Source organism: Rhizobium sp. NLR16a (assembly GCF_017948245.1).
Classification (GTDB): domain Bacteria; phylum Pseudomonadota; class Alphaproteobacteria; order Rhizobiales; family Rhizobiaceae; genus Rhizobium.
Window position 1 is genome coordinate 154,735 of the sequence record NZ_CP072870.1, and the last position, 25,321, is coordinate 180,055.

The following is a 25,321-nucleotide window of genomic DNA, read 5'->3' on the forward strand; positions in this document are numbered from 1 at the left end:
GTTGTCCCATGAAGCTCAATGATCCCTCGCTGTTCCGTCAGGCCTGCCCCATCGCCGATCGCTGGATCGAAGCGGAGGGGCGCCGGGCGGCCATGGTCCGCAATCCGGCGACAGGTGAGGTGCTGGGCGCGGTCCCTGACTTCGGTGCGGCGGAAACGGAAGACGCTATCCGGGCAGCCGTCGTCGCCCAGAAGCTTTGGGCCAAGAAGACCGCCGGCGAACGCGCCGCCGTTCTCAAAACATGGCACCGCCTGATGATCGAAAACCGCGATGATCTGGCGATGATCCTGACGCTGGAGCAGGGAAAGCCGCTCGCTGAGGCCAAGGGGGAGATCACCTATGGCGCGAGTTTCATCGAATGGTTTGCCGAAGAGGCAAGACGCATCAACGGTGAGACCATACCGGGACACCAGCCCGACAAACGCCTCCTCGTCCTGCGTCAGCCGGCCGGCGTGGTCGCGGCGATCACGCCCTGGAATTTCCCGAACGCGATGATCACCCGCAAGATCGGCCCCGCCCTTGCCGCCGGCTGCGCCGTCGTTCTCAAGCCGGCGCTGCAGACGCCGTTCTCCGCAATCGCGATTGCCGTTCTCGCAGAGCGCGCCGGCTTGCCGGCGGGGCTTCTCAATATCGTCACGGGTGACGCCGCCGCAATCGGCGGGGCGATGACCGCAAGCCGCGACGTCCGGGTCCTGACATTCACCGGTTCCACCCGGACGGGCGAACTGCTTTACCGGCAATGCGCGCCGACGATCAAGAAACTCGGTCTCGAGCTCGGCGGCAATGCGCCCTTCATCGTCTTCGACGACGCCGATCTCGACGCTGCGGTCGAAGGCGCAATCATCGCCAAGTTCCGCAACAACGGCCAGACCTGCGTCTGCGCCAACCGGCTTTACGTCCAGGACGGCGTCTACGAGGCATTTGCCGTAAAGCTCGCCGTGGCCGTTTCGGCATTGAAGGTCGGCAACGGTCTGGAACGTGACGTCGTGCTTGGCCCGCTCATCGACGACAACGCCATCGCCAAGGTCGAAAGCCATATTCAGGACGCCGTTGCAAAGGGCGCCGGCATCGTTTCGGGCGGCAAGCGCCACGCGCTTGGTGGTCACTTCTTCGAACCGACGATCCTGCGTGACGTCGATGCCGGCATGCAGGTCGCACGCGAGGAAACCTTCGGGCCGCTTGCCCCGCTTTTCCGTTTCCGCGACGAAGAGGATGTCATCGAACAGGCAAACGATACCGAGTTCGGCCTTGCTTCCTATTTTTACGCCCGCGACCTGTCGCGAGTATTTCGCGTCGCCGAAGCGTTGGAATATGGGATGGTCGGCGTCAATACCGGTCTCGTCTCGACGGCGGAAGCGCCATTCGGCGGCGTCAAGATGTCGGGTCTCGGCCGCGAGGGGTCAAGCCACGGTTTGGACGAATATACCGAACTCAAATATGTGTGCCTGGGCGGCATCGCCTGAGCGGGCCGATGCTTGCGCTTCCCGCGGAAAGCACCGGAACGGGGCTCGTCAGCATCGCCATGTATGTCACATCAGAGCCGCTCGCGCATGCGACGGCCGAGCTGTGGTCGTTCCTCCGAGACTACCTCTCGAACGCCGGCCTTCAGGATGTGCCGGAAAAGCTTGACCGGACGGTTGGCTATGACGAGGCCTGGCTACGGCCGGATCTGCTCCTGTCCCAGACATGCGGTTATCCTTTTGCCAGGCGCCTGCGTGGCAGGGTCCGCCTGGTGGCGACACCTGTCTACGGATATCCCGGCTGCGACGGCGCGCTGATGCGCAGCTTCATCATCGTCCGAAAGGATTCTCCGCTTCGGTCGCTGGAGGATTTGCGCGGCACCACCGCCGCGATCAACAGTCTCGACAGCAATTCCGGCAGCAATCTGTTTCGCGCCGCAATCGCTCCGCTTGCCCGAGGCGGCCGCTTCTTTGGTCGGATCATCGAAACCGGCAGCCACGGCGGCAGCATTGCCGCCGTGGCTGAAGGCCGGGCAGACAGCGCGGCCATCGATTGCATCACCTATGCCAATATAGGCCGGTTCGATCCCGACGATCTGAGGCAGGTTCGCATCATCGCCGAAACACCCAAGGGCCCCGGCCTGCCGTTCATCACCTCGGGCGATGCACCGGAGGAGAGGGTCGAGCTCCTGCGTAATGCACTGCGTGCCGCCATCAAGGATCCGTCGCTGGCCGCCATGCGTGCGGCTCTGGGTCTCATTGATATCTCGGTGCTTTCCGAAGTCGATTACGAGCCGCTTCTGTCAATGGCCGGAGATGCGTTGCCGCAGCTGAGAGCTTGATGAGCCGAATGGATTCAGAGTGCCGGCTTTGCTTCTGTTTCGGCAAGACGATGGGCGATGCGATCGGCATTGGCCATGATCGTCATCGTGATATATTTCGATGACAGATCCGGAATAATCGAGCCGTCGACGATGTGAAGACCGGGATGGAGGTTCAACTCGCCGTCGGCAGAGGTGCCGGACGGACCGGAGGCACCCATCGGTAAGGTGCCGGCGAAATGCGCGTCGACACCCGGCTCTGCCAGCGATGCGCCCGGCAGCTGAATCAATCCCAATCGTTTCCATTCGCGACGAAGCGCCTTTTTCAAAGCTTCGGCACGAATCTCAAAGCCGTCCGCGAAGCCGCCCCGGATGATCAAACTCCTTCCCGTCGTTGCATCTCGGTGGATATAGCTGCGGCTTTGATCGCCAGGATAATAAATCGTGGCGACGAGCAGGCTTCCGGCGATCGTCTCGAACGCTGCACGTCCGGCCTTCCGGCCGAGCGGCATCCTGTTGATGAAGCTTTGTGCCGGCAGGGAGCCCACCTCATAGATCGCTCCCGTCACATAATCGGATGTGCCCCCGCCGTAGCGCAGCGATAATCCGAGCTGCGCCAGGCTGTGCGTCGGCGTTGACGAGCGCAGCAATCTCGCGGGGGAGAGCAGGGGAATGGCCAGCGTGGGACTGTTCAAGAGGCGCAGTCCCTGTTCCTCAAGCGGAAGATGGTCGGCCAGCAGGGCGGCCGTTCCAAGCACCCCTGCGGCAAGAATGATCCTCGGAGCGGAAAACGACAAGCCGTCGGCCGTTCCGACCGTCCAGCCCGCGTTGCGGGCCAACGAGACGGCCCGCATGTTGTCGAGCAAACGAAAATGCGGGGATTTCCGCAACAGAAGGAGATCTTGCCTGCTGTTATATATCGCCCCGCTCGGGCAACCATAGAGACAGTCGCCGCGCAGGTCGCATGCCGCCCGCCCGGGTCTCGCCTGCGAAAGCATGGCATTGACGGCAGGAAAAAGCCGAAACGATCCGTCCACCGGCTTCGCGACCTTGTGTCTCTGAAGAATATGGGCGGCCGTCGCCCCGAGCGGCAGGACGGGCTGCTCGTTGGCGCTTTCCGTAAAATCGGCATTCCTGCTGATCCCGATGCGTTGGGATATGCGCTCGTAGGATCTTTGAAGGGAAGCAATGTCTATCGGCCAATCGGCAATGTCCTCGGCGTCGAGATAGCTGATCTGCGCGCCCCAGATATTGGAGAGGCCGCCGCGGGCGAGGCTGCCGATGGGCATGAAGCCGGCGCCCGCTATGCCGGAATCGCGTCGAAACCGTTCGACAATTCCACGCGACACCGGCGTCTGCAGTTTTGGCGAGCTGCCATCGTCCACGCGCAGGGATTCGAGATCGCTTCCGAGGATGCGCACACTGCGGCTTTCCTCCTGCGATCCGAGATCATTGCCCGCATCCAGCATCAGAACACGGCGGCCGGCCGCTATAAGCGGAAACGCGGCGGAAACACCAGCAGGGCCGCTGCCGATGATGATGAAGTCGGCATCGGCCCCTTTCATCGATATCTCCCGGCGAAAAGAGCGCGGAGCGGAAGCAGCAGGACATCGCTTGATATGGTCAGGATTGCCTTGAAGAAGCCGGCCTTTTTGCGCCGCTGCCGTTCCGGCTCGCTCGCGAGATCGGCGAGGTAAAGCGCTCTTGCGAGGCGATGCTGCGTCTGATTGGCGGGTGGTTCAAAGAGCGACAGCAGACGCGGATGCCTGATCAGCGTCGGGGAGAGACCGAGCGGCGCCAGTCCCTCGCGCCGAAGCCCTTCAGAGAGGCGCTGCACCTGCGCTTCGGTGGGTGCGGCGCCGAGATAGTGCAGCAGCGCCTCGGCCTCGTTTCGCGACGGTTCTCCACTCTTCTGGCCGAACTCCGCGGAAAGCACCACCAATGGATCAGCCAAGTTCAACTTCAGCAGCCTGAGGCTCTCGCCGCTTTCCATAGGAGCGGCCCCCGCGAGCCCCAGGACGCGCTCCGGATCGACCGTCGGGATCAGCGGCAGAAGCTTCGTCATGCGACAGGCAAACAGGGCCGCAGTGAGGGGGATCGGGATGAAATGCAGATTCCCTTTGCCTTGGCTGCGGCGAAGAATGCGCAGCCAGGCGGCAAAGCTTATCGGCTTCTCCTGAGCGAGCACGAATGTTTGCGGCAGCTGGCTTTCGTCTGTCGCCAGCGTCAACAAGCCCGCTGCGACTTCGTCGAGATGAATGGGCTGAACCTTCCGGCTAAGCCCAATCATCGGCAGAAGCGGACTTAAGGCCGATAATTTCGCCATGAGACCGTACATCGCCGCGCGCGGGCCGCCGTAAACAAGCCCTATTCGCGCGATCCGAACGATCGGTGCCGCGAAGCTGGCCGCCAAATGCTGTTCAATTCTGTACTTGGTGCGGCCGTAGACGTTCAGCGCTTCCTGCCTGGACGAGGTGGAGGAGGCAAAGACGAAGCGTAGCACTCCGGCTGCCTTTGCCGCTTCCGCCAATTTTACGGTGCCCGAGATATTGATGTTGTTTTCCTCGGCCGTCTCCGGCCCGGTGGCCCAGGAATGCGCGAGATGAACGACGGCAGCCCCCCCCTTCAGATCGGACGCGGCGGGCTCATCGCCGATGCGCCACTTTGCTTCGGAGCGCCGGCCGAGCTCGACCACCTCGAAGCCGCGCTCACGCGCCAGCGCGGCAAGTCTTGCACCGATATAGCCGGTTGATCCGGTGATGATGAGACGCGGTGCCATTCACGTCCTCTATTGAGCGAAGGCGATACGCGCGCCGCTCCAGTCAAAACGAAACTCGATTTCCTTGAGCTGCGACAGCGCTTGCCGGACTTTTGCCTGGCGATCTCTGGGGCAATAGAGAACGAGGAAGCCGCCTCCGCCGGCGCCTGCGAGCTTGCCGCCGATCGCGCCGGCAGCGCGTGCCGCCTCGTAAAACTCGTCAATGGCGCTATTGGTGATCTGTGACGTCAGCGATCGCTTCATCATCCATCCGCGATGCAGCGCTTCGCCAAAGGCGCCGAGGTCGCCAGCCATCAGGATGTCGCGCATTTCGTAAGCCAGCTGCACCATGCTCTCGACCGTCCGGAACTTTTCTTCGTTCGTCTCCATGGCCTGCACCTGCGTCGACAGCACAGAGCGCGTGTCGCGCTGGCTTCCGGTGAAAAACAGGAGGATATTGCTCTCGAGCTCCGCCATCTTGTTGGCGCTGAGCACGACGGGCTGCACGTTGACGCTGCCGTTGGAATTGAATTCGATGAAATTCAAGCCGCCATGGGCGGCTGCGTACTGGTCCTGTTTGCCGATCGGCTCCTTCAGGATGTCGATTTCGAGTCTGCAGGCTTCTTCCGCCAACTGATCCTTGGAAGCAAAACGCGACCTGTGGGCATAAAGCGCGTTGATCAGCGCCACGGAAAAGGAGCTGGATGACCCCAGCCCAGTCCCGGAGGGAATGTCGGCGACGGAAGCGACTTCGATGCCCGGCTCGACCTGATGCATACGCAGGGCTTCGCGCAGCAGCGGATGCGCGACCTCTTCAAGGGTGTCAGCCAGTTCGGTGCGCGTGTATTTCAAATGGTATTTGTTTTCGTTGAAATAGTTATGCACGATGACGAAGCTGTACTTGGCTATCGCGCAGGACAAGACCGCTCCGGCTTGCCGACGGTAATAGGACGCGATGTCCGAGCCGCCGCCGGCGAAGCTGACCCGAAAAGGTGCGGATGAAACGATCAAAGGGTTGTCTCCTCGAGATTGATGACGATATCGGCCGATGTGCGCTGCAGATCGATCCTCGGCCACTCTTCTTGAATTCGCGACTGCCAGAGCCCTTCGGCGGCAAGCGGAGTGAGGCCTTTCCAGGCATAGAATGTGTGAAAGCGGTTCAGCAGAGTCTGCTGCGACGCTTCGACGAAGACGGCTATATCGACCTCTTCGCGGATCGACGCATGGCCGGCAAAGATGCCGTCCAGCAGGATGACCTCGGCATCTCGCGCATCATAGATGGCAGGACCCCTCAGCTGGGCACGGCTGGCCGCGTCGTAGCCGGGTGCTTCGACCCGTCCCGCTCGGCGCAGCACGCTGACGATTTCGGGATAGAGCTCTACCCTGCTGCGCTCTTCCGCGCTCATATCCGGGCTGCGATGTTCGAGCGGCAGTATCCAGCGGTCGAGTTCCAGCCTCAGCACCCTGCGCCCTGCTTCCGAGAGGATGCGTTGAACGGCATGCGCAAACGTACTTTTCCCGGAGCGGGAACGACCGCATATGCTGACGAGCAGAGGCCCTGCCATACCTGAAAGCCGTTCCTCAATCGCTCTGGCTGGGGCTTTCCCGATATGCTGGTAGCCGCACTGAAAGCGAACGGCGTCATGGACCGTATCGAAGACAAGGTCGGCTCGCGGGATTTCGGTTTCGGCGGCAGGATAGCTCTTCACATCCCGCAGTCCATAACCGGTCCGCACACCATAGGCCCAGATGCCCGCCTTGCGGCCCGCACCTATGTCGCGCAGGCTGTCGCCGATAATGACGGATTTCGATTTTTCGATCGGCAGTTCCGACATGGCCCGGCGGATCATCAGATCGCCCGGTTTGCGGCAAGCGCATTCGATCTTGAGTTCGGGGACCTCGTCAGGGAATCCCTTGTCCGGATGGTGCGGACAAAAATAGATTCGGTCCAGGACGCCGCCGTCTTCGGCAAGCTCGGCCTCCAGGCGACCAAGAACATGATCCAGGCCGGTCTCGTCCAGCAAGCCTTTGGCGACCTGCGGCCGGTTGGTCACGGCAACCGCAAGGAAGCCGGCCTCGCGCGCGAGCCGCACCGCTTCGCCGGCTCCGCTCACCAGCTTCACCTGGTCTGGACGTATGACTCCGTGGCCGCCGACATCTTCGTTGAGCACGCCGTCGCAATCGAAAAACACAGCGGGTCTTCGAACCGAGAGATGGACGGCATGAACCCGATCATGGCGAATATCCTCAGCCGCGGCGGCATGTCGGCTCGGAGAGCCGGTATCCTTTATATATTCGGGCGTATCATAAATTGCGACCGGTATGGATCGCTCGAGGAGGCCGGGGATCACATCATGGATCATATCGGCCGGCTGCCCCGACTGGAGAGTGTCGAAGAACTGGCCGCAAGCCACGTACAAACCGGCCGGCACCAGATTGCGCCAATCGGCGTCACGTGGCGCCTTGCGGGGCAACAGGCGCTGGAGATAGCCGTTCTTCTGAACGACGATATCGGATGTGCGAGGATGATCGTTGGGATGGGCGACTATCGTCAGCGCGGCGGGAAATTGCCGCCGATGACGCGCAAGGGCCGACAGATCGATATCGAAAAGCATGTCACCGTAGACGATAAGGACGTCATCGGCGATCGTGTCCAAGGTCGTCAAGCAACCGGCCGTACCGAGCGGAGACTTCTCAACGAAGACATCGATCGCAATGCCAAGCTTTTCGGCTTCCGGTCCAAGGGCAGGCTCGAGCTGGCTGCCCAGGTGGCCGCCAAGCACACGCACATGCTGAACGCCTTCGCGGGCGAGCACACGAATCTGCCTGACAATGATCGGCACGCCGGCAAGCGGCAGAAGAGCCTTCGGAATGACATCGCCCGTCATGCTGCGCGCGCGCGTTCCGAGGCCTCCGGCGATAATGATAGCCTCGCAGATAGCGTTCTCAGAACCCATTCGCCAGGATCCGCTCGACGGCGAGTTCAACAGCCTCGGTGGACTTCCGCTTCGGCGTCCAGCCGAGCGCGACAAGTCGGCTTATGTCGTAGCTGAAGCGCGGCACGTCGCCCAGCCAACCACGGTCTTCGCTGCCGTATTCGATAGCGGCTCCGGATGCGACCTTGGAGACTACGATCTCGGCGATATCCCGGACAGACGTTTCACCGATGCCGCTGGCATGAAATACCTCATAGGCACCGGGCGCCTTTTCCCAGGCAAGCAGAATGGCATCCACCAGGTCGCCGACATAGAGATAGGGCTTTGTCTGCATGCCGTTGCCGAGCACCTGGAGCCGCGCAGGATCAGCCTTCAGTCTGTTGATGAAGTCATAGATGGCTCCGTGGGTGGAGCGTTCCCCGACGACATTGGGAAAGCGCAGCACGAGCGTCTTGATGCCGAATGACAGCGCGTAGACGGACAAATAGGCTTCGGCGGCAAGCTTGCTGGCGCCATAGAGCGAAATCGGCCGCAGCGGGCCATGATTTTCGTGAATGTTGCCTTCGGCTTCACCGAATACGGCGGAGGTGCTGGCGAAAAAAAGCTTGCCGATCTCATGCTTGCGCATGATGGCGAGCAGCGTCGTCGTCGTCAGTTGGTTCAGCTGGAGGTCGAGTTCGACATTGGCATTGCCGGCGGCAATATCGGAGTTGGCGGCGAGATGGAAAACGGCGTCGGGACGATCCGCGCCAATGAGCCGATCCATGCCTTCCCGATCGAGCATATCCAGCTCATGGAAGCGGAAATCCGATCGCTGCAGCAGATGATCGATGTTGCGCATGCGGCCAAGATGAAGATTGTCGATTGCGGTTACCCGATAACCCGAATCCAACAGACGATCGCAGAGATGGCTGCCGATAAAACCGGCCCCTCCTGTTACCAAGGCATGCATGTCGGCAGCTCCATATGATCTGTTAAGGCTCTTCAGAGCGCTTTGATCTTTCCCGAATGAGGACGCGATAGGACGAATACACCACCGGCCAAGCCGACCACAAGCTGCAACAGGCCGAAAACCACCGACAGCGTCGCGGCATCTGTCGTGCCGATGCCGAACACTGCAAGGGAAACGATCATGCCGCCTTCGCGCAGCCCCCATCCTCCGACGGAAATCGGAACCATGGCGATCAACAGGACTGGCGGGAAAGCGGCTGCGGCCTGACCCCAATCGAGCGGAAGACCGAGACCGAGAACGAGGATTTCAAGCGAGACGACACTCAATCCGTGAATGACGAGGGTCAACAGGAATACCCCGAGCATTCTTCGGTGGGCGAGAAACGCTGCTAGCGCCTCGGTCAGCGCGTGCAGCTTTGCCGGAAGAAACCGCACGAAGAAATGCCGGCGCCAGCTGAAGACCAGGGCCGATGCGATCGTTCCCGCCACGCCAAGGGCCGTGAGTTCGACCAAATAGGGGATTGGGAAGTCGTGCCCGTAAAAGCCGCGCATGATGATCAGTCCGATCAGCGCAACCACCGCCAGCCCGAAAAGCGTGAGGATACGGTCGATTACCACACCCAGTGTCGCTTCCGTTATCGTCAGGCCATATTTGATGGCGCCGAATATGCGGGCGGCATCGCCTGGAATGGGACTTGGAAGAGCTTGATTATAAAAGAGGCTCTGCATGAAGAGCTTCGTGGCGCCGGTCAGTTTCAGTCTTTGCCCTATCATTTCCGACAGGAGGCACCATCGCCATGCCGAAAGCACGGCCTGCAAGAGAAGCAGGAAGACGCTGGCCCAGATGATCGTTACCGACAGGGTCCGGATCGCAGCCCACCCTTCTGCGAAATCGACCTTACGCGCGATCCATATGACGAGGCCAAGCGCGACGGCCACTTTCAGAACCGGGATGGCGATGCGAAGCAATGCGCGGAGGGATGGTATAGTCACGATGCCCGATCCGCTTCAAAGCGATAGAGCTTCCAGCCGAACCGATCCGTCAATATCAGCGAGGAGCGAGGCATCATATGGGCTATGATGCTGTTGGCCATCACGATCTTGTTTTCTCCGATGCGTTCGGCGAGAAACGCGCTATCGGCATCGGGTGGAACGATGAAGTAAGCTATCTTATTGTCTTTGATGAAAGCATCGATATCCGAACCCGGCGCTGGCAGCACGTAGCGCGGCAATTGCCAGCCGCCGTCACGACCGTCGTTATAAGCCGTGGACAATAACATATTGGCCGTATCGAAAGGTTGAAAGACGGTTCGCAGGTCGTGATCTGCGATATAGCGGTACATGAAATAAGCTTCGCGATGGCTCTCCAAGTATTTATCGACGCTTATCATCCCGAGCACCACATCGAAGTCTTTCGCCTTGACGGGGTCGATGTCGCTACCGCCCATTCGGTGCCAGTGGGCAATCCAGAGCCCGCCGGCCAGCAAGACTATTATCATCGGGCTGGCGACCATGCCTGCTGGCGAAGAGGCCATTTTTGTCAGTGGAGCCATCTGCGGCATGACCCGTCGGTCGAGCCATGCATCCAATCTTTCCCGAACCAGGGAGGCGCCGATAAACCCGGTCGAAAAGAAAAGCAGATAGGCTGGCGTCGCCCACCGTATGTGATTGAACATAACGGTGTACCATATCACGAACATGGCAAGGACCATCGCTGCGAGAAAGGCGATGCGCCGGAAAGCCACTGCCAGACCGGCCAGAATCAAAGCGAGAGCGACGAAAGCATTTGGCTTATTTTCGAGAAACCAGTCGTAAAGGATATAGAGGAAGTCGTGCCAACCCTGCAAAGTAGCGAGGTTCGTAACAAAGTGCCGGTTGGCGGGATCGAAGGCCCTGCCCAATTCGAGCATGTAATCCGCCATCCAGGCATCGCTGAGGCCCTGATGGCCGAACATGAAGGGATAGATCGGATTGCCGAGGGCGATCAGGTTTTTCGCATACCAGTAGCCGGCGACCGCGAGGAATGCGCAAAGGCATGACAGAAGGAGCGGCAGGGATATCCTTCCCTTGAGAAGCATCGGTATCAATACCAGCCCTACGAGGCCGACCATTTGCAGTTCCGTATATTTTCCTCCGACTGCGCCTCCCAATACGAGCGCACAATGAAAGAGCTCCGCCGGCCGCCGGGTCTCCAGATAACGCCACAGGAAAAGCACGGCTGCGACGGAGAAACACGACCGGGCCAAGTCCGTCATCGGTTCGCCGATACTCCCCCTGAAGAAGGGGATGCTGAGGATCAGCGCTGCCACCAGGAAAAAACCGCATGCTCGCCAACGATTGGCGCAACTTGAAAGCAGGAACAGAAATCCGAAGAAAATTGCGATGTTCATGGCGGCCGCGCCGGTCCAGTGACCGCTGACCATCATGACGAGCGCAAACAGCAGATTGAAGAAGAGGGGAATATTGCCGTAGAAGGGATGATCGATCTGCGGCGACACAAAGCCGGCATGATCGATGATACTGTTGGCGAGCGGGATATGGAAAACCCACACGTCGGCAACGGCTGACGGGAAGAGGGACAGCACGCTCCACACATAGCAGAGTATGATGCATGTGAAGGCCGCAAGCGCCGGAATTGGATTTCCGTTTTTCGATTCAGTTGCGATTCTACGAAACAGCAAAGCCAGATCGCAAAGAACAGCGACGAGATCGCGCCGCCGCCAGATCATCGAGACTGCCACTATGGGAAGAACGATTTCCCATCTCAATCCATGAAACGCGCCAAGAATGGTGGCCGCGCCGCCGGCGATCGCCAGAGCCGGCAGAATACCGCTGAACAGAAAATCGATGCCGTCTCGAAAGGGCTGATCGCAACGTCGGTTGAGCCGGGCAACAATGCCTCTGTCGATCACGAGGCCCCATAATATTATGGATAGAACCGTGCACCAGCCTAGGATCATGATCGCCCTTTCGTGGCTCTTATCCCGCGAGAGGCGGCGCAGGCTTCTTGACGGGCAGCATGACCCCGAGCGCTCGTATCATGAGCCCTGATATAAAGATCTGGAACGCCGTGATGATAAGCCACAGCCCGAAGACGGCCCAGTTGGTCTCGATGCCGATCTCGGGCAGCACGTAGCCGTTCCCGACATAGGAATCGAAGAGCGGAACCGCCAGCAAGACGCCTGCCAGAACGGCGATAACCGATCCCCATACCGTTGCATTGTAGGGAAGGCGCCGCTCGAGGCGAGGCTGCACATGTCCCGAATAGTCAAAGATCACCCGACCGATCGCTGCCGAAATCAGCATTGATTGACCAAGGACGGCCAGAGCCATCGCAAACAGCATGGCATTCGAGGAGAACCGCACGCCTGCTATCGACATAGGTCCCGCGAGCAGCGGCAACATGGTGATCAAGCCGAGGGCCAGCAGCAGGAAGCCCGGCCAGATCAAAAAGAAATCGAACCCGTAGACAAACATCGCTTGCAGATTGCGCCAGCCGGCGCGCCAGGGCTCCATCCAGCCTCGGCGCTTCATGTGACTCAGCCGTCCTTCCGGATCCTTCAGGAAGTGAATCGGCACCTCGGTCGTCGCAAGCTCCATATGGACTGATTTCAGCACCATTTCCGAGGCGTATTCCCACCCTTGCGAGCGGAGATCCATACGAAGCAGCGCATCGACACTGATGCCCCGCATGCCGCAATGGATGTCGGAAAAGCGGCTGCCGAACATCCGATTGAGAATCCACGTCGTCAGCGGCGTTCCGAAATAGCGATGCAGCAGCGGCATCGCATTGTCCTCGATCGAGCCTTTGAACCGCGAGCCCATGACAAATTCGGATCCCTTCCGGAATGCCTCGATGAAGGGCGCTATCTGGCGAAAATCATAGGTGCAGTCCGCATCGCCCATGATGATGAACTTGCCGCGGACGAAGGGAATGGCATCGATGTAAGCTCTGCCCAAGCCGCGCTTCGGCGTCCGCAACACGCGCGCGCCCCGCTCACGTGCGATTTCCGGCGTGCGATCGGTCGAACTGTCGACGATCAGGATTTCGACCGCCGCACCACTTGCCGCGATGCCTTGACGGCACCAGTCGACGAAGGTTCCGATCGTCAATTCCTCGTTGAGCGAGGGGACGAGAATGGTGACTTCCGGGTCGGTGACGTCGTCGTCCGGCGTAAGGAGCGACAGTTCCGGATCGTGGATGTGGGGGAAATTCATGGGCGTGATAAGGCTCTTAGGAAAGGCTGGGCGGGACGAGGCCGCAGGAAAAATCCAATATGGCGTGGCAGATCGCCAGATGGGCAATCTCCACATAGCCATATTGATCGGAGGCGACGTAGAAGTTCAAATCGCCGAGCGCACGCAACGGGTTGCCTGGAGCGAAGCCGCTCAGGGTGATAACGGCGCCGCCTTTTTCGCGGGCGGTGCGGACGGCCTTGGTGATGCTTTCCGATCTGCCTGAACTGCTGATCGCGACCAGCAGATCCCCTTCATTCGCATGCATTTCGATCTGCTTTGCGAATACGTTCTCATAGCCGAGGTCGTTCGAGAGGCATGTCAGCGTCGCGCCATCGTTCATTGCCATGGCGCGGAGTCCGCCATTTTTGGAATAGTCCGTCGCCATATGGCTGGCAATCGCGGCGCTGCCGCCGTTACCGATGAAGATGATCTTCCGGCCGGCATCATGGGTAGCACGGGCCAGCCGCATGGCCTCACTCATCGCAGTTGCATAATCGAGGCTTTCGTCACCCCGCCGCGACGCGGCTGCATTCACGAGAACATGGCGGAGAAATGTAAAATAGCGATCGAGATCGCCGGCCGTCACGGCGAGGTCCGAGGGTATGGTCTGGTTGTGTGACATGCTGGTTCAGCCTCTACGCCTTCGAAATTGGGGCGTCCTTAAAGACTAAATGATACAAAGGCAAGTTGCCCGGCATCCCTCCGGATGGTTGTTAACGAGTGTCACGGGCTTGCAACTAACGGTCTTCCGTCAAGCATCCGGCCCCGACGTGAGGGTTACTGCTCGACCTTAGCGCTGCTGAACCCGACCAGTTATTAAAGCTACGAAGGCGTGCGTGATGAATATTGACAATATGTGCCACGCTACCCATCATAGACAAAACGAAGGGTATGCCGATGGCATCGGGTAGCATTCATGTGAAGGTCAGTGGGCAGTTGCAGGATCATATCCAGCAGCAGATCGGCGATGACGGCCTTTATGAAAACGCCAGCGAGTATATTCGTGCGCTCATTCGCCGCGACTTGCAGTCCCGTAATGAGGCCTGGGACATGCTGCAAAGAGAGCTTGCGCCGGCGATGCGGGCTGAAGACAGCGAATTCATCGCGGTTTCGGCCGAAGACGTCATCCGCCGCAACAAGCGTCAATAAGCCTGATGGCAGCCTATCGATTTTATCCGCGCCCTGACGACGCGCAGGACAAGATTTGGCGCGACACGATTGAGGCGTGGGGAGAGAAGCAGGCGGATGCCTACATTTTCGGGCTGCACGCCTATTTGCAGCGTTTGTGCGAGGATCGGTCGATCTGGCGACAGCTTCCGCAACGTCTGGCAGTTCCGACAGACATCAAGCGGTTGGCCTATTTCGGTCGTTATGAACAACATTACGTGTTCTTTCGCGAGCTTAAGAACGGCGATCTTGGTGTCATGAGCATTCTTCACGAACGGATGAATCTGCCGGTCCGGCTCAAAGAGGATCTGGCGGCTCTCTCAAACAAACTGCCGTGAGGGCGCGGAATCTTCGGTCGGTAGGATTGATCCTCGATGTGCGCTTTAACCCGGACTCAGAACCGGTGTTCCGCTCCCTCCAGCGGGTTTGCCCAGACCGTCATGCCAGGCCCGAAAGGCGTTTCGCCTTCGGCGCGCACGATCATTTCACCGAGTTCGGGGACGTCGAGATAAAGGATCGCGTCGGCGCCGAGCCGTTCCACATGGCGGATTCTGCCTTGCCACTGGCCGGTGCCTTCCGAAAGCCTGACATGTTCCGGGCGGATGCCGTAGGTCGCGCAATTCATTCGCCGTGCCGTCTCGCCGCCATAGAGGTTCATTTTCGGGCTGCCGATGAAGCCGGCGACGAAGGGTGTCGCGGGATTGCGGTAGAGCTCCATTGGGCTGCCGATCTGCTCGACCGCGCCACCGTTGAGGACGACGATCTTGTCGGCCATCGTCATGGCCTCGACCTGGTCATGGGTGACATAGATCATCGTCGACTTCAGACGGGCGTGGAGTTCCGAGATCTCCAGGCGCATCTGTGCCCGCAGGGAAGCATCGAGATTGGAGAGCGGCTCGTCGAAGAGGAAAACCTTGGGATCGCGCACGATGGCCCGGCCGATGGCGACACGCTGCCTCTGGCCGCCGGAAAGCGCTTTCGGCTTTCTCTGCAAGAGATGGGTGAGCTGCAGCGTTTCGGCCGCCGCCGCAACCTTCTCGGCGATTTCAGCCTTAGGGCGGCGGGCGAGCGAAAGTCCGAAGCCGATATTCTCGGCAACCGTCATATGCGGGTAGAGCGCATAGCTCTGGAACACCATGGCGATGCCTCGCTCGGAAGGTTCCGCATAGGTCACGTCCTTGCCGCCGATGGTCAGCCTGCCCGAGGTCGTCTCTTCCAGGCCGGCGATGATGCGCAGCAGCGTCGACTTCCCGCATCCCGACGGGCCGACGAAAACGACGAACTCGCCGGAGGCAACCTCCAGATCGACGCCCTTGATGACCTCAAGGGCGCCAAAGCTCTTGCGAACCTGTTTGAGAGTGAGCTCAGCCATTCTGCTATCCCTTGACCCCGCCTGCCGTCATGCCTGCGACGATCTGGCGGTTGAAGAAGATGAAGACGATCAGCGGCGGGATCGTCACGAGGAGGATGTTCATGAAGAGCAGATTATACTGGCTCGAATACATGCTCTGGAAATTATAGAGCGTCAGCTGCACCGTCACGTTCTCCTTGCCCGGCAGGTAATAGAGCGGATTGGTGAAATCGTTGAAGATCGCGATCGACTGGACGACGATATTGGTCACGGTCACCGGCTTCAGCAGCGGCAGGACCACCCTGAAGAAGATCTGCCGAGGCTTGGCGCCGTCGATCAGCGCCGCCTCGTCGAGATCGCGCGGGATGGTCGAAATGAACGACCGATAGAGCAGGACCGAAAAGGAGAGATTATAGGCAACCTGGATCAGGATCATTCCCGTCATGGTCTTGAAGAGGCCGATGTCCTGCAGAAGGCCGATGGTGGGAACAACGGCCGGCGGCATCATCAGGCCCATGAACAGCGCAGCGAAAGCCACGCGGTTCCACGCCGTCTTGCGGCGCTGCATCACATATCCGACCATCGCCGACAGCAGGATCAGGATCGTGACGGAAACGACCGTGATCAGCGTCGAATTGAAATAGGCGAGCACGAGCTGATAGTCGCGCGCCTTGAAGACGGCGACGAGATTGTCCCAGAACAGCCAATGCTCAGGAAGTTCGAAATCGAGCCGGGAGGCCTCGGATTTGGATTTGACCGCCTGCAGGGCGACGAAAACGAAAGGCATAACGAAGATGACGGCCGCGACGGCAAGGGCTATCGCACCCGTCAGATAGGGGCGGACGCTTCTCATTCCTCGACCTCGCGCCGGTCGAACCTTAGGGTGAAGGGCAGGATGATCACGGCGATCAGCGCGAACAGGATGACGTTTCCAGCCGTCGACAGTCCATAGAAACCAGCCTGGTACTGCTTGTAGATAACCGAGGCGATCACATCGGAGGAGAAACCGGGTCCGCCGCGGGTCATGGCCCATATGAGATCGAAGGAACGAAGCCCGCCGATCAGCGACAAGGTCACCACGATGACGGTGGCGGGACGCACGAGCGGTAGGGTGATCCGAAAGAATTGCTGGAGCCGCGTGGCGCCGTCGATCCTCGCCGCCTCGTAATAATCGGGGCTGATCGCAGCAAGACCAGCGATGAAAATCAGGGTGGCGAGGCCGACGCCCTTCCAGACGTCGACGAGGGCCACCGAAAAAAGCGCGAGCGCCGGATTGGTCAGCCATCCCGGCCCAGGAATGCCGAGCGTCTCGAGCGTAACATTGATGATGCCCTTGGTCGGATGCATCATCACCGTGAAGGTGATGCCGATGCCGATGGTCGAGACCAACACGGGAAAGAAGACCAGCGTGCGCAGGAAGCCGCGGGCGAAGATATTGCTGGTGAGCAGCACGGCGAGCAGCAGGCCGCAGACCGTTTTCAGGCCAGATGTCGTCACGGCATAGAGCAGGGTGTTGACCAGCCCCTTGACCAAGAACGGCTCGGAAAAGAACTGCTGGAAATTTTCGAGCCCGATGAATTGGGCCGTCGAGAGATCCCAGCGCGTCAGGCTGTACCAGAGAGACGATATGGTCGGAAAAAGGAACAGCACGCCGTAGATGATGGCGGCGGGAATGAAAAACCACAGCGGGTAGGGCGATTTGCGCGAGTGCGGGGGTGTCTCGGTCATGACTACCTCTTCGATCGGGGAAACCTCGCCCCGTCAGGAGCGAGGTTAGCTGGCCCGAGTGACCGCTACCAGTTGGGCAGGCCGAGCTGCTTGGCCTGTTTGCGCACATCCTCGTCATAGAGCTTCGCTGCCTCGGCCGGCTGGCGAATGCCGGAACCGACTTCGACGGTGATCTGCTCGAGAGCCGGGCCCTTCACCGGCGATACGAATTCCAATGCGGGGGTCGTCTTTTCCTTGGCGTCGAAATAGGGGAGCATGTCCTTTACGGCAGGCGGTACGTTGGCAGGCAGATCGCAGCCGTTGATCAGCGGAGGCCCCTGCACGGTGTTGGTTTCCACCATGATCTTGCAGCCTTCGACACTTCCGGCGAAATCCACGAATTTCTTCGCTTCCTCTGTGTGCTGGCTGGTCAGGGGAATATAGAGGGCGGGCGGCATCCAGACGGTCAGACCATTCGTCGCCGCATCGTCGCTCGGCTGCGCGAAGAAACCGACATCTGCAAGATTTTCGGGATAATTCTGCTTGATGGCGCCGATGGCGAAGCTCAGCATCGGATAATGCGCCGCTTCGCCCGTCGCCACCATTCTGAGGCCATCGTCATAGCTTGCCGCGCCGAAATCCTCGTTCATCAGGCCGGCGTCGTGAACATCCTTCAGCCGTTCGAAGCCTTTTGTGGCGGCGGGCGTCTTCGCATATTTCGCCTTGTTGGCGGTATAGTCGCCGGCGAAGTTCGGCACGGCGGCATGCAGATTGTAATAGTCGGCCAGAACGAACAGCTGCGAGGTCCAGGTATCGCGATAGGTCTGGGCCACGGCGACCTTGCCCGAAGCCTTGACCTTGGCATTGTTGGCCATGAAATCCGCCCATGTCTTCGGAACGGTGAGGCCGAGGTCCTGATAGACCTTCCTGTTGTAGAGGATGCCACCCGCCATCGCCGTGCCGAAGGGAACGCCGTAGAGCTTGCCATCGGCACGGACGACCGATTTGAAGCCTTCAACCACCTTCGCCTGTGAGGCGAGACCGCTCAGATCGACAAGTGTCTGCGCCGGCTTCAGCGCCTGTAAGAGGGATCCGGAATTATAGAGGAACACATCGGACATCTCCCCCGTCGCCAGGCGCGTCTTGATGATGTTGTCACCCTCGCCGCCGCCTGCCCGCGGCTCGATTTCGATCGTCACGTCGGGCGCTTTGGCCTGGTAGGCGGCAACCAGTGCTTCGGCTGCCGCGACCGTGTCGGGGTTGTTGTCGATCAGGAAAGACAGCGTGGTTTCCGCATGCGACGGGCTGGCCGCAGCCAAGGCCAGAAGCGCGGATGCGCCGGCAAGAATGAGCTTTATCCGATGTGTCATGACGTTCCTCCTCTGAACGGTGTGACCTATATGCTCCTCAGTAATCGGGTAGGGAAAAGACCAGCTGGTGCGTACCCGGGGGGAGAACCGCCTCCTCAATGACAGGCTCGCCATTGAGTGACGCATTCCGGTGCCGCCGGCCGGGCCGGAAGCGGCCGACGCAACCCTCCGGAAGCGTCAGCACATAGGTGACCTCGCTGCCGGTGCAGTGCCAGCCGGCCTCGATGCGCCCTTGGCTGATATCGTGATAGGCCGAAACCGACGAAAGCGACCGGATCGGTGCCGGGTCGACGATCACTTCGGCAAAGCCGGGTGCGGCCGGGCTCGGCGAAATGCCGGCAACACATTCGAACAGCCATTGGCAGACCGCGCCATAGGCATAGTGGTTATAGCTGTTCATGTCGGGTTCGTAGATGGTGCCGTCGGGCGCCATGGAATCCCACCGCTCCCAGATCGTCGTCGCTCCCTTCGACACCTGGTAAAGCCAGCCCGGCACGTCGTCCTGCAGGAAGACCTTTTCAGCGAGATCGTCCATTCCGAGCTTCGTCAGGGCCGGCAAAAGGGCAGGCGTGCCGATGAAACCGGTGCCGATCTTGTAGTCGGCGTCGACGATCACCTTCCGGAAATGCTTCCGAGCGGTTTCCTCATGCACCGCCGGTATCAGATCGTAGAGGAAAGCGAGTGCGTAGGATGTCTGGTCATTATGGGCGAGCCGCCCTGCCGGCGTGATGAACTCATTAGCAAAGGCCATCCGGATATTGTCGGCGCGGCCTTTCATCTGTTCTTCAAGCATTTGCTCGCCGAGCACGCCTGCGATCTTCGCCAGAAGATCCGTCGAGATGAAGTGGTAGAGGGTGGCTGCACAATCGTCGGCAATTGTCGGGCGCGGCTTTCTGTTATCGCCGACCGGCTGCAGCCAGTCGCCGAAGGTGAAGCCGCGGGCGCCCCAATGCGAGGGCGGACGGACGATCGGGCCATCCGTGATGGACCAGACGAAATCGACCCAGCGCACCATCGAGCCCAGGCACTCCGAAAGAACCGACCGGTCGCCGTAATGGGTGTAGAGGACCCAGGGGATCACGACAATCGCGTCACCCCAGCCGGTCGAGCCGGCATAGCCCGGGAAATTGCCCGGGTGCAGACGTGTCGGGTCAGGCGAGAAATGCGAAACGGCGCCGTCTTCGCGCTGGTCGGCCATCACATCCCGCAGATATTTCCTGAGGAAGGACTGGCTGTCGCTCAGCCAGCAGGCCGTCGCGGCAAAGACTTGGGCATCACCCGTCCAGCCAAGCCGTTCGTCGCGCTGCGGGCAATCCGTGGGCACTTCGATGAAATTGGCGCGCTGCGACCAGATGGTATTCTCAACCAGTCGATTGACGAGAGGATTGCCCGAGGTAAAGCCGCCGGCCGGTTCCGGCACCGAGGAGATCGGGATCGACTGGATCGCAAGAATCTCCGCTTCGCCTTTGATCGTCACCCTGGCATAACGGAAGCCGTGGAAGGTGAAATGGGGCGCATAGGTCTCGTCGCCATCTCCGCTGAGCGTATAGAGGGTATGCGCGGCCGCCGCGCGATAGTTGCGATTGTCGAAATGGCGTTCCGGCCCAAGGACTTCCGAGTGCTCGACCCGCACTTCGGTGCCGCCGACGCCACGGACCGCATATCTGACGTAACCGCCGACATTCTGGCCGAAATCATAGATCGTTCTGCCTTCGTGATCGGTCCAGCTTTCGATAGGGGCGAGCGGCTGCAGCTCCCGCACCGCCGCAGTCTCATGCGCGACGAGCAGCCCCGTGTCGAACGGCAATCGCGCGGTCCCGTGGGTTTCGGCGACGTTTTCCAGGCGTGCGTCGTAAATCTCGCCGAAATAAATCCCCGACTTCTGGATCGGCAGAAGGCCGCTTTGCCATGTCGTGTCGGTAGAAAGAAGGGTGCCGCTGGGGCCGACCAGATCCGCAATGGCCCCGATCCTGTCGCCCCAGCAATTGGGAATAGCCTGGGCGCCCCACATGATCGGCGAGCGGTACCATCCGTCGGCGAGCCAGATTTCTATCCTGTTGAAGCCTGACTTCAGCAATCTCGAGATGTCGTATCGCTGATAGGCAATGCGGGCGTCGTAATTTGTCCAGCCGGGCGTCAGCACATCGTTCCCGACGCGGGCGCCGTTGATGAAGCAGCGATAGAGGCCGAGCGCCGAGATGAAGAGTTCTATCGGAAGGCCGGTGCCGTCATGATCAAAGGTCTTGGAGACGAAGCTTGCGGCCGTTCCCTGGCCGCGGTCCGATCGTGGTGCGATCATCTCTCCGGCCCAGGCGCGCGAAACGAGATTGCCGTCGATGGCTGCCGGCTGAAAGTTCATCAAGTCCTCCCGGAGAGTTGTAGAACGTTCTCCATATAACGTTCTACATTTTTTTCGGAAGCGCAATAGAAATTTCGTCGCCAGTCTGCCATGGTGGTTCTGCGAGCGATTGTGACGGCCCGCAGAGTAGTCCAGAGATTTCATGTCGATCGAAGAGCAAAAAAGACTGCAACGAAATGATCGCGTGACGATCCGGACAGTGGCAGCGCATGCGGGCGTGTCGGTCGCCGCAGTTTCCAAGGTGATGCGAAACGCTTATGGCGTTAGTGAAGCATTACGGGCAAAGGTGATCGAGGCTATCGAAGTTCTCGGATATCGCCCCTCACGGGCGGCGCGCGGGTTGCGCGGCCGGAGTTTCACCATCGGCGTGCTTTTGATCGACATCCGCAACCCCTTCCTTCCGGAGGTGATTGCCGGCGTCAACGGCGTGCTCGCGCCTTCGCACTACCAGGCGATGATCGGCGTCAGCGACGCGCGCGTGCAGCTGGAGACGTCGTTGATCGAGTCGATGATCGACTACAAGATGGACGGCCTGATCCTGGTTGCGCCGCGCCTGCCCTCGGACATCATCGCAAAGTTCGCGGCTCAGATACCGATCGTTGCGGTCGGTTATCACGATGCCGGCGCCACGGCCTTCGATACGGTCAATGCCGACGACCAGCGCGGGGCGGAAATCGCAGTCGAAGCGCTGCTTGCCTGCGGCTATCGCGACATCGAGATGCTGAGCCTCGGCGAGCGTGAAGGGCACCAGGTCTCCGTCGTGCGCCAGCGTGAGATCGGCTTTCGCCGGGCGATACAGCGCGCCGGACTGGGATCGTCTGCGCCGATCACCAAAATTCCGATCGCCCCGCCAAAGCGGGAGGAAACGATGCGAAAGTTCCTATCGAGAAAGAACAGGCCGCGCGCGGTGTTCTGCTGGAGCGACCTCGACGCCATCACCCTTCTGAGCCTGGCGATGGAAACGGGTGTGCGCGTGCCCGAGGATCTTGCCGTCGTCGGATATGACAATTCGTCGACCGCAGCGCTCGGCCTCGTCAATCTCGCAAGCATCGATCAGTCGGGCAGGGAACTCGGCCAGGTCGCCACCCGAACGTTGATTTCCAGAATAGAGGGCCGCACCGGCGCCGAGCACATTTTCCAGATACCGTCGCTGGTCAGCCGCAACAGCCTGACTCGCTCCGTTAACGCTCCAGGCACATAGCGCCAGAGATGGTAAGGCCGGCTGCGGCTGCGCGCTCGCCGGCCTCGTGATCTCAGGCTGCCTTGCCGAGTTTCGAGGGGCGCGTCGCAGCAGCCTTCTCGACCATGGCGGTGACTTCGGTGCGCCGTGCACCCGAAAGCGGCAGGCGCGGCATGCGGACGCGCTCGGAGCCGCGGCCCATGATCTGCTCGGCGAGCTTGATCGACTGCACGAGGTCATGCTCGGCATCGAGATGCAGCAGCGGCATGAACCAGCGGTAGATCCTGCGGGCCTCTTCCCAGTCGCCGCGTTCGGCCGCTGCAACGAGCTGCACGGACTCCTCAGGGAAGGCGCTGGTCAGGCCGGAGACCCAACCCTTGGCGCCGAGCATCAGGCCCTCAAGCGCGACGTCATCGAGGCCGGCAAAGATATCGAAACGATCGCCGAAGGCATTGATGAGATCGGTGAAGCGGCGTGGATCCGGGGCGCTTTCCTTGACCGCTTTGATGTTCGGCACGTCGGCAAGCACCTTCAGCACGTCGACGCCGATGTTGACGCGGTAGGCGGGCGGATTGTTGTAGAGCATGATCGGCAGCGAGGTCGCCTCGGCGACGGTGCGGAAATGCGCGATCAGCTCCTCCGGCTTCGGGACATAGACCATGGCCGGCAGCAGCATCAGCCCGTCGGCGCCGAGTTTTTCGGCGTCGCGGGCATAGGCGACGGCGCGGCGCGTGTCGAATTCGGAGACGCCCGTCACGACAGGAACGCGGCCGTTGACGACCTCGACGGCGGCTTTGAGGATCGTGCGCTTCTCATCGGGATCGAGCGAGTTGTTCTCACCGCATGTGCCCATGACGATCAGGCCGTTGACGCCGTCGTTGACGAGCGCGTCCTGAACACGCTGGGTTGCGGAAAGATCCACGGAAAGATCTTCGTTGAACTGCGTCGTTACGGCGGGAAATACGCCCTTCCATCCTGTTGTCATCTATCGAAACTCCATTAAAGTCGGTTCGTTATATACAAACTGTCGACAAGACTCAATCGCGGTAATTTGTAAATTCGTGGGGCGTTGCCGAAATCGGCCAAAACGCACTACAAGGCTCTCATCAAAGGGAGGGACGCATGCAGAACGACGCGGAAAATGTGCGGGTGCGCGGTTCCGGCACGCAGAGCATCTATGCCGCGCTGCGCGGGGAGATCCTGTCGATGGCGCTGGAGCCAGCCAGTCCGCTCGACGAGGTGCGGCTGTCGGAGCGTTTCGGCATGTCGAGGACACCCATCCGCGAGGCGCTGTTACGGCTTGCCGCCGATGGGCTGGTCACGACCCTGCCGAACCGGAACACGATCGTTGCGCCGATCGATTTCGCCAACCTGCCTACCTATTTCGAAGCGCTGACGCTGATGTACCGGGTGACGACGCGCGGGGCCGCCGGTCGGCGGAACGACGCGATCATGGAGACCATCCGCCGCCACCAGAAGGACTTCGCCGGCGCGGTTGCCGCGCGCGACGCCTATGCGATGATCGAGGCGAACCGCGAATTCCACGTGGCGATCGCCGAGCTTGCCGGCAACGCCTATTACACGGCCTTCTTCGCCAAACTGCTCGACGAAGGCCGGCGCATCCTTCGCTTGTATTATTCGACCTTCGACGACCGGCTGCCCCGCCAATACGTCGACGAGCATGAGGAAATCATCGCCGCCATCGACGCCGGAGACGCCGAACGCGCCGATCGGCTGGCGATTGCCCACGCCGGCCAGATCGTCCGGCAGATTCAGGATTATCTCGCCCGCAACCTCGATCGGCCGGTGGCGATCGGTCTGTCGTGAAGCGCTACGCTGGACCAGGCATAAACGGTAAGAACAGGAAAACGACATGTCATGGCAGCACCCCGTACCCCGGATCACTGAAGACGAGCGTCAGATCCGCCTTTCCAGGCTTCGCGAAGCGATTGAAGCCGAAGGGCTTGCCGGCCTGCTTCTCGGCCCGACCGAAAGCCTGCGTTATTTCACCGGGCTCGTCTGGCATCCGAGCGAAAGGTTCCTCGGCGCGCTGATCACACCCACGGCCGTTTCCTACATCGTTCCGGGTTTCGAGCGCAGCCGCGTCGAAACGCTGCCGCATCTGCCGGGGGAAATCCTGGTCTGGGAAGAGGAGGAAAGCAGTGCAGCGCTCATCGCCCGGCTTGTCGGCCAGGGCGGCACGCTCGCCCTCGACGATAGTTTGCCGCTGTTCTTCTATCACGCCTTGGCAGCGGCGATGGGCGCCGACAGGCTCGCCGACGGCGGGCGGCTGATCCATGGCCCGCGCCGCATCAAGTCGGCGGCCGAGATCGCGCTCATTCAACATGCGATGAACCTGACGCTCGACGTCCACAGACAGGTGCACGCGCTGTTGAAGCCGGGCATCACCTCATCCGAGGTGGTCGATTTCATCGATCGGCAGCATCGCCAGGCGGGTGCCGACGACGGCTCGACATTCGCAATCGTTTCCTTCGGTGCGGCGACTTCGCTTCCTCATGGCGCCGACGGCGATCAGATCCTGGGCGACGACGAGGTCGTTCTCGTCGACACGGGCTGCCGGATCGACGGCTACCATTCCGATATTACCAGGACCTATATGCTCGGCGGCGGTAACGGCGACTTCGAACGCGCCTGGTGGATCGAACGCGAGGCGCAGCAGGCCGTCTTCGATGCCGCCCGGATCGGCGCCGCCTGCTCGAGCCTCGACGATGCGGCCCGCAAGGTGCTCGCCAAACATTCGCTCGGCCCCGACTACCGCCTGCCGGGCTTGCCGCATCGCGCCGGACATGGCCTTGGGCTCGAGATCCATGAAGAGCCTTACATCGTTCGCGGCAACGACACGCCGCTTGCCGCCGGCATGTGTTTTTCCAACGAACCGATGATCGTCTTCCCCGATAAATTCGGGATCCGGCTGGAGGACCATATCTGCATGACCGCGGACGGTCCGCGCTGGTTCACCGATCCGGCGGCCGGACCGACCGAGCCGTTCTCCTGAGCGGGC

The 25,321-nt window shown here is 60.5% G+C and carries 22 protein-coding genes; 7 read left to right on the forward strand and 15 right to left on the reverse strand.

Going from position 1 to position 25,321, the window contains the following annotated elements:
• Positions 1–8 precede the first annotated feature (8 nt).
• Positions 9–1,463, forward strand: coding sequence for an NAD-dependent succinate-semialdehyde dehydrogenase (locus J7U39_RS29700; protein WP_210633234.1), 1,455 nt, complete (start codon positions 9–11; stop codon positions 1,461–1,463).
• Between the two features lie 8 nt (positions 1,464–1,471).
• The gene (locus tag J7U39_RS29705; protein WP_210633235.1) at positions 1,472–2,302 is read left to right on the forward strand and encodes a PhnD/SsuA/transferrin family substrate-binding protein; all 831 of its coding nucleotides are present in this window, start codon (positions 1,472–1,474) and stop codon (positions 2,300–2,302) included.
• A gap of 14 nt (positions 2,303–2,316) precedes the next feature.
• Here the strand turns inward: J7U39_RS29705 and J7U39_RS29710 are convergent, their stop codons facing one another.
• From J7U39_RS29710 to J7U39_RS29750, 9 genes are read right to left on the reverse strand one after another with little or no spacing between them, the layout of a single operon-like run.
• The gene (locus J7U39_RS29710; RefSeq protein ID WP_210633236.1) at positions 2,317–3,846 is read right to left on the reverse strand and encodes an FAD-dependent oxidoreductase; all 1,530 of its coding nucleotides are present in this window, start codon (positions 3,844–3,846) and stop codon (positions 2,317–2,319) included.
• The gene (locus tag J7U39_RS29715) at positions 3,843–5,060 is read right to left on the reverse strand and encodes an NAD(P)-dependent oxidoreductase (protein WP_210633237.1); all 1,218 of its coding nucleotides are present in this window, start codon (positions 5,058–5,060) and stop codon (positions 3,843–3,845) included. Before J7U39_RS29715 ends, J7U39_RS29710 begins: the two co-directional genes overlap by 4 nt.
• A 9-nt stretch (positions 5,061–5,069) precedes the next feature.
• The gene (locus J7U39_RS29720) at positions 5,070–6,050 is read right to left on the reverse strand and encodes a GHMP kinase (protein ID WP_210633238.1); all 981 of its coding nucleotides are present in this window, start codon (positions 6,048–6,050) and stop codon (positions 5,070–5,072) included.
• Positions 6,047–7,996 carry an HAD-IIIA family hydrolase gene (locus J7U39_RS29725; protein ID WP_210633239.1) on the reverse strand — a complete coding sequence of 650 codons (1,950 nt, stop codon included), beginning with the start codon at positions 7,994–7,996 and terminating at the stop codon, positions 6,047–6,049. Before J7U39_RS29725 ends, J7U39_RS29720 begins: the two co-directional genes overlap by 4 nt.
• Complete coding sequence (locus J7U39_RS29730; RefSeq protein ID WP_210633240.1) at positions 7,986–8,927, reverse strand: NAD-dependent epimerase/dehydratase family protein; 942 nt, start codon at positions 8,925–8,927, stop codon at positions 7,986–7,988. Before J7U39_RS29730 ends, J7U39_RS29725 begins: the two co-directional genes overlap by 11 nt.
• A 32-nt stretch (positions 8,928–8,959) precedes the next feature.
• Positions 8,960–9,919, reverse strand: coding sequence for a lysylphosphatidylglycerol synthase transmembrane domain-containing protein (locus J7U39_RS29735; RefSeq protein WP_210633241.1), 960 nt, complete (start codon positions 9,917–9,919; stop codon positions 8,960–8,962).
• The gene (locus J7U39_RS29740) at positions 9,916–11,886 is read right to left on the reverse strand and encodes a hypothetical protein (RefSeq protein ID WP_210633243.1); all 1,971 of its coding nucleotides are present in this window, start codon (positions 11,884–11,886) and stop codon (positions 9,916–9,918) included. The genes J7U39_RS29735 and J7U39_RS29740 overlap by 4 nt, the downstream gene beginning before the upstream one ends.
• 19 nt (positions 11,887–11,905) lie before the next feature.
• Positions 11,906–13,144 (reverse strand): glycosyltransferase family 2 protein, encoded by a 1,239-nt coding sequence (locus J7U39_RS29745; RefSeq protein WP_210633244.1) that lies wholly within the window; start codon positions 13,142–13,144, stop codon positions 11,906–11,908.
• Positions 13,145–13,160: 16 nt separating this feature from the next.
• Positions 13,161–13,787: an SIS domain-containing protein gene (locus tag J7U39_RS29750; RefSeq protein WP_210633246.1), complete on the reverse strand. Its 627-nt coding sequence runs from the start codon at positions 13,785–13,787 to the stop codon at positions 13,161–13,163.
• 275 nt (positions 13,788–14,062) lie between these two features.
• Here J7U39_RS29750 and J7U39_RS29755 point away from each other — a divergent pair, with 275 nt between their 5' ends.
• Together J7U39_RS29755 and J7U39_RS29760 are read left to right on the forward strand one after the other, a co-directional pair.
• Positions 14,063–14,314 (forward strand): transcriptional regulator, encoded by a 252-nt coding sequence (locus J7U39_RS29755; protein WP_210633251.1) that lies wholly within the window; start codon positions 14,063–14,065, stop codon positions 14,312–14,314.
• Positions 14,315–14,319: 5 nt separating this feature from the next.
• On the forward strand, positions 14,320–14,670 hold the full coding sequence (locus J7U39_RS29760) for a type II toxin-antitoxin system RelE/ParE family toxin (protein WP_210633253.1): 351 nt from the start codon (positions 14,320–14,322) through the stop codon (positions 14,668–14,670).
• Between the two features lie 56 nt (positions 14,671–14,726).
• On the opposite strand, the gene ugpC is transcribed toward J7U39_RS29760, so the two are convergent.
• The 5 genes from ugpC to J7U39_RS29785 all read right to left on the reverse strand — a co-directional run bounded on the left by ugpC (position 14,727) and on the right by J7U39_RS29785 (position 21,119).
• Positions 14,727–15,704, reverse strand: a complete 978-nt coding sequence (gene ugpC, locus J7U39_RS29765; protein WP_210633254.1) for a sn-glycerol-3-phosphate ABC transporter ATP-binding protein UgpC — start codon at positions 15,702–15,704, stop codon at positions 14,727–14,729.
• Between the two features lie 4 nt (positions 15,705–15,708).
• On the reverse strand, positions 15,709–16,536 hold the full coding sequence (locus J7U39_RS29770) for a carbohydrate ABC transporter permease (RefSeq protein WP_210633255.1): 828 nt from the start codon (positions 16,534–16,536) through the stop codon (positions 15,709–15,711).
• Entirely contained in the window at positions 16,533–17,411 is an 879-nt protein-coding gene (locus J7U39_RS29775) for a sugar ABC transporter permease (protein ID WP_210633256.1), read from the reverse strand. Before J7U39_RS29775 ends, J7U39_RS29770 begins: the two co-directional genes overlap by 4 nt.
• Before the next feature lie 65 nt (positions 17,412–17,476).
• Positions 17,477–18,760, reverse strand: a complete 1,284-nt coding sequence (locus J7U39_RS29780) for an extracellular solute-binding protein (protein WP_210633257.1) — start codon at positions 18,758–18,760, stop codon at positions 17,477–17,479.
• 37 nt (positions 18,761–18,797) lie between these two features.
• Positions 18,798–21,119, reverse strand: coding sequence for an alpha-L-rhamnosidase (locus J7U39_RS29785; protein ID WP_210633259.1), 2,322 nt, complete (start codon positions 21,117–21,119; stop codon positions 18,798–18,800).
• 142 nt (positions 21,120–21,261) lie between these two features.
• On the opposite strand from J7U39_RS29785, the gene J7U39_RS29790 reads away from it, so the two are divergent.
• The gene (locus J7U39_RS29790) at positions 21,262–22,320 is read left to right on the forward strand and encodes a LacI family DNA-binding transcriptional regulator (protein WP_210633260.1); all 1,059 of its coding nucleotides are present in this window, start codon (positions 21,262–21,264) and stop codon (positions 22,318–22,320) included.
• Between the two features lie 52 nt (positions 22,321–22,372).
• Here J7U39_RS29790 and J7U39_RS29795 read toward each other — a convergent pair whose 3' ends face one another.
• Positions 22,373–23,284, reverse strand: coding sequence for a dihydrodipicolinate synthase family protein (locus tag J7U39_RS29795; protein ID WP_210633261.1), 912 nt, complete (start codon positions 23,282–23,284; stop codon positions 22,373–22,375).
• A 137-nt stretch (positions 23,285–23,421) separates the two neighbouring features.
• Between J7U39_RS29795 and J7U39_RS29800 the strand changes: the two genes are divergently transcribed.
• A complete protein-coding gene (locus tag J7U39_RS29800; protein ID WP_210633262.1) occupies positions 23,422–24,126 on the forward strand; it encodes a GntR family transcriptional regulator in 705 nt (234 codons plus the stop codon).
• Positions 24,127–24,172: 46 nt separating this feature from the next.
• Positions 24,173–25,315 (forward strand): Xaa-Pro peptidase family protein, encoded by a 1,143-nt coding sequence (locus J7U39_RS29805; RefSeq protein ID WP_210633263.1) that lies wholly within the window; start codon positions 24,173–24,175, stop codon positions 25,313–25,315.
• Positions 25,316–25,321 lie beyond the last annotated feature (6 nt).

Excerpts from the sequence above, each read along its gene's own strand:
- J7U39_RS29700 (WP_210633234.1), top strand. The coding sequence starts at position 9 with ATGAAGCTCAATGATCCCTCGCTGTTCCGTCAGGCCTGCCCCATCGCC.
- J7U39_RS29705 (WP_210633235.1), top strand. The coding sequence starts at position 1,472 with ATGCTTGCGCTTCCCGCGGAAAGCACCGGAACGGGGCTCGTCAGCATC.
- J7U39_RS29710 (WP_210633236.1), bottom strand. The coding sequence starts at position 3,846 with ATGAAAGGGGCCGATGCCGACTTCATCATCATCGGCAGCGGCCCTGCT.
- J7U39_RS29715 (WP_210633237.1), bottom strand. The coding sequence starts at position 5,060 with ATGGCACCGCGTCTCATCATCACCGGATCAACCGGCTATATCGGTGCA.
- J7U39_RS29725 (WP_210633239.1), bottom strand. The coding sequence starts at position 7,996 with ATGGGTTCTGAGAACGCTATCTGCGAGGCTATCATTATCGCCGGAGGC.
- J7U39_RS29730 (WP_210633240.1), bottom strand. The coding sequence starts at position 8,927 with ATGCATGCCTTGGTAACAGGAGGGGCCGGTTTTATCGGCAGCCATCTC.
- J7U39_RS29740 (WP_210633243.1), bottom strand. The coding sequence starts at position 11,886 with ATGATCCTAGGCTGGTGCACGGTTCTATCCATAATATTATGGGGCCTC.
- J7U39_RS29745 (WP_210633244.1), bottom strand. The coding sequence starts at position 13,144 with ATGAATTTCCCCCACATCCACGATCCGGAACTGTCGCTCCTTACGCCG.
- J7U39_RS29750 (WP_210633246.1), bottom strand. The coding sequence starts at position 13,787 with ATGTCACACAACCAGACCATACCCTCGGACCTCGCCGTGACGGCCGGC.
- J7U39_RS29755 (WP_210633251.1), top strand. The coding sequence starts at position 14,063 with ATGGCATCGGGTAGCATTCATGTGAAGGTCAGTGGGCAGTTGCAGGAT.
- J7U39_RS29760 (WP_210633253.1), top strand. The coding sequence starts at position 14,320 with ATGGCAGCCTATCGATTTTATCCGCGCCCTGACGACGCGCAGGACAAG.
- ugpC (WP_210633254.1), bottom strand. The coding sequence starts at position 15,704 with ATGGCTGAGCTCACTCTCAAACAGGTTCGCAAGAGCTTTGGCGCCCTT.
- J7U39_RS29770 (WP_210633255.1), bottom strand. The coding sequence starts at position 16,536 with ATGAGAAGCGTCCGCCCCTATCTGACGGGTGCGATAGCCCTTGCCGTC.
- J7U39_RS29775 (WP_210633256.1), bottom strand. The coding sequence starts at position 17,411 with ATGACCGAGACACCCCCGCACTCGCGCAAATCGCCCTACCCGCTGTGG.
- J7U39_RS29780 (WP_210633257.1), bottom strand. The coding sequence starts at position 18,760 with ATGACACATCGGATAAAGCTCATTCTTGCCGGCGCATCCGCGCTTCTG.
- J7U39_RS29785 (WP_210633259.1), bottom strand. The coding sequence starts at position 21,119 with ATGAACTTTCAGCCGGCAGCCATCGACGGCAATCTCGTTTCGCGCGCC.
- J7U39_RS29790 (WP_210633260.1), top strand. The coding sequence starts at position 21,262 with ATGTCGATCGAAGAGCAAAAAAGACTGCAACGAAATGATCGCGTGACG.
- J7U39_RS29795 (WP_210633261.1), bottom strand. The coding sequence starts at position 23,284 with ATGACAACAGGATGGAAGGGCGTATTTCCCGCCGTAACGACGCAGTTC.
- J7U39_RS29800 (WP_210633262.1), top strand. The coding sequence starts at position 23,422 with ATGCAGAACGACGCGGAAAATGTGCGGGTGCGCGGTTCCGGCACGCAG.
- J7U39_RS29805 (WP_210633263.1), top strand. The coding sequence starts at position 24,173 with ATGTCATGGCAGCACCCCGTACCCCGGATCACTGAAGACGAGCGTCAG.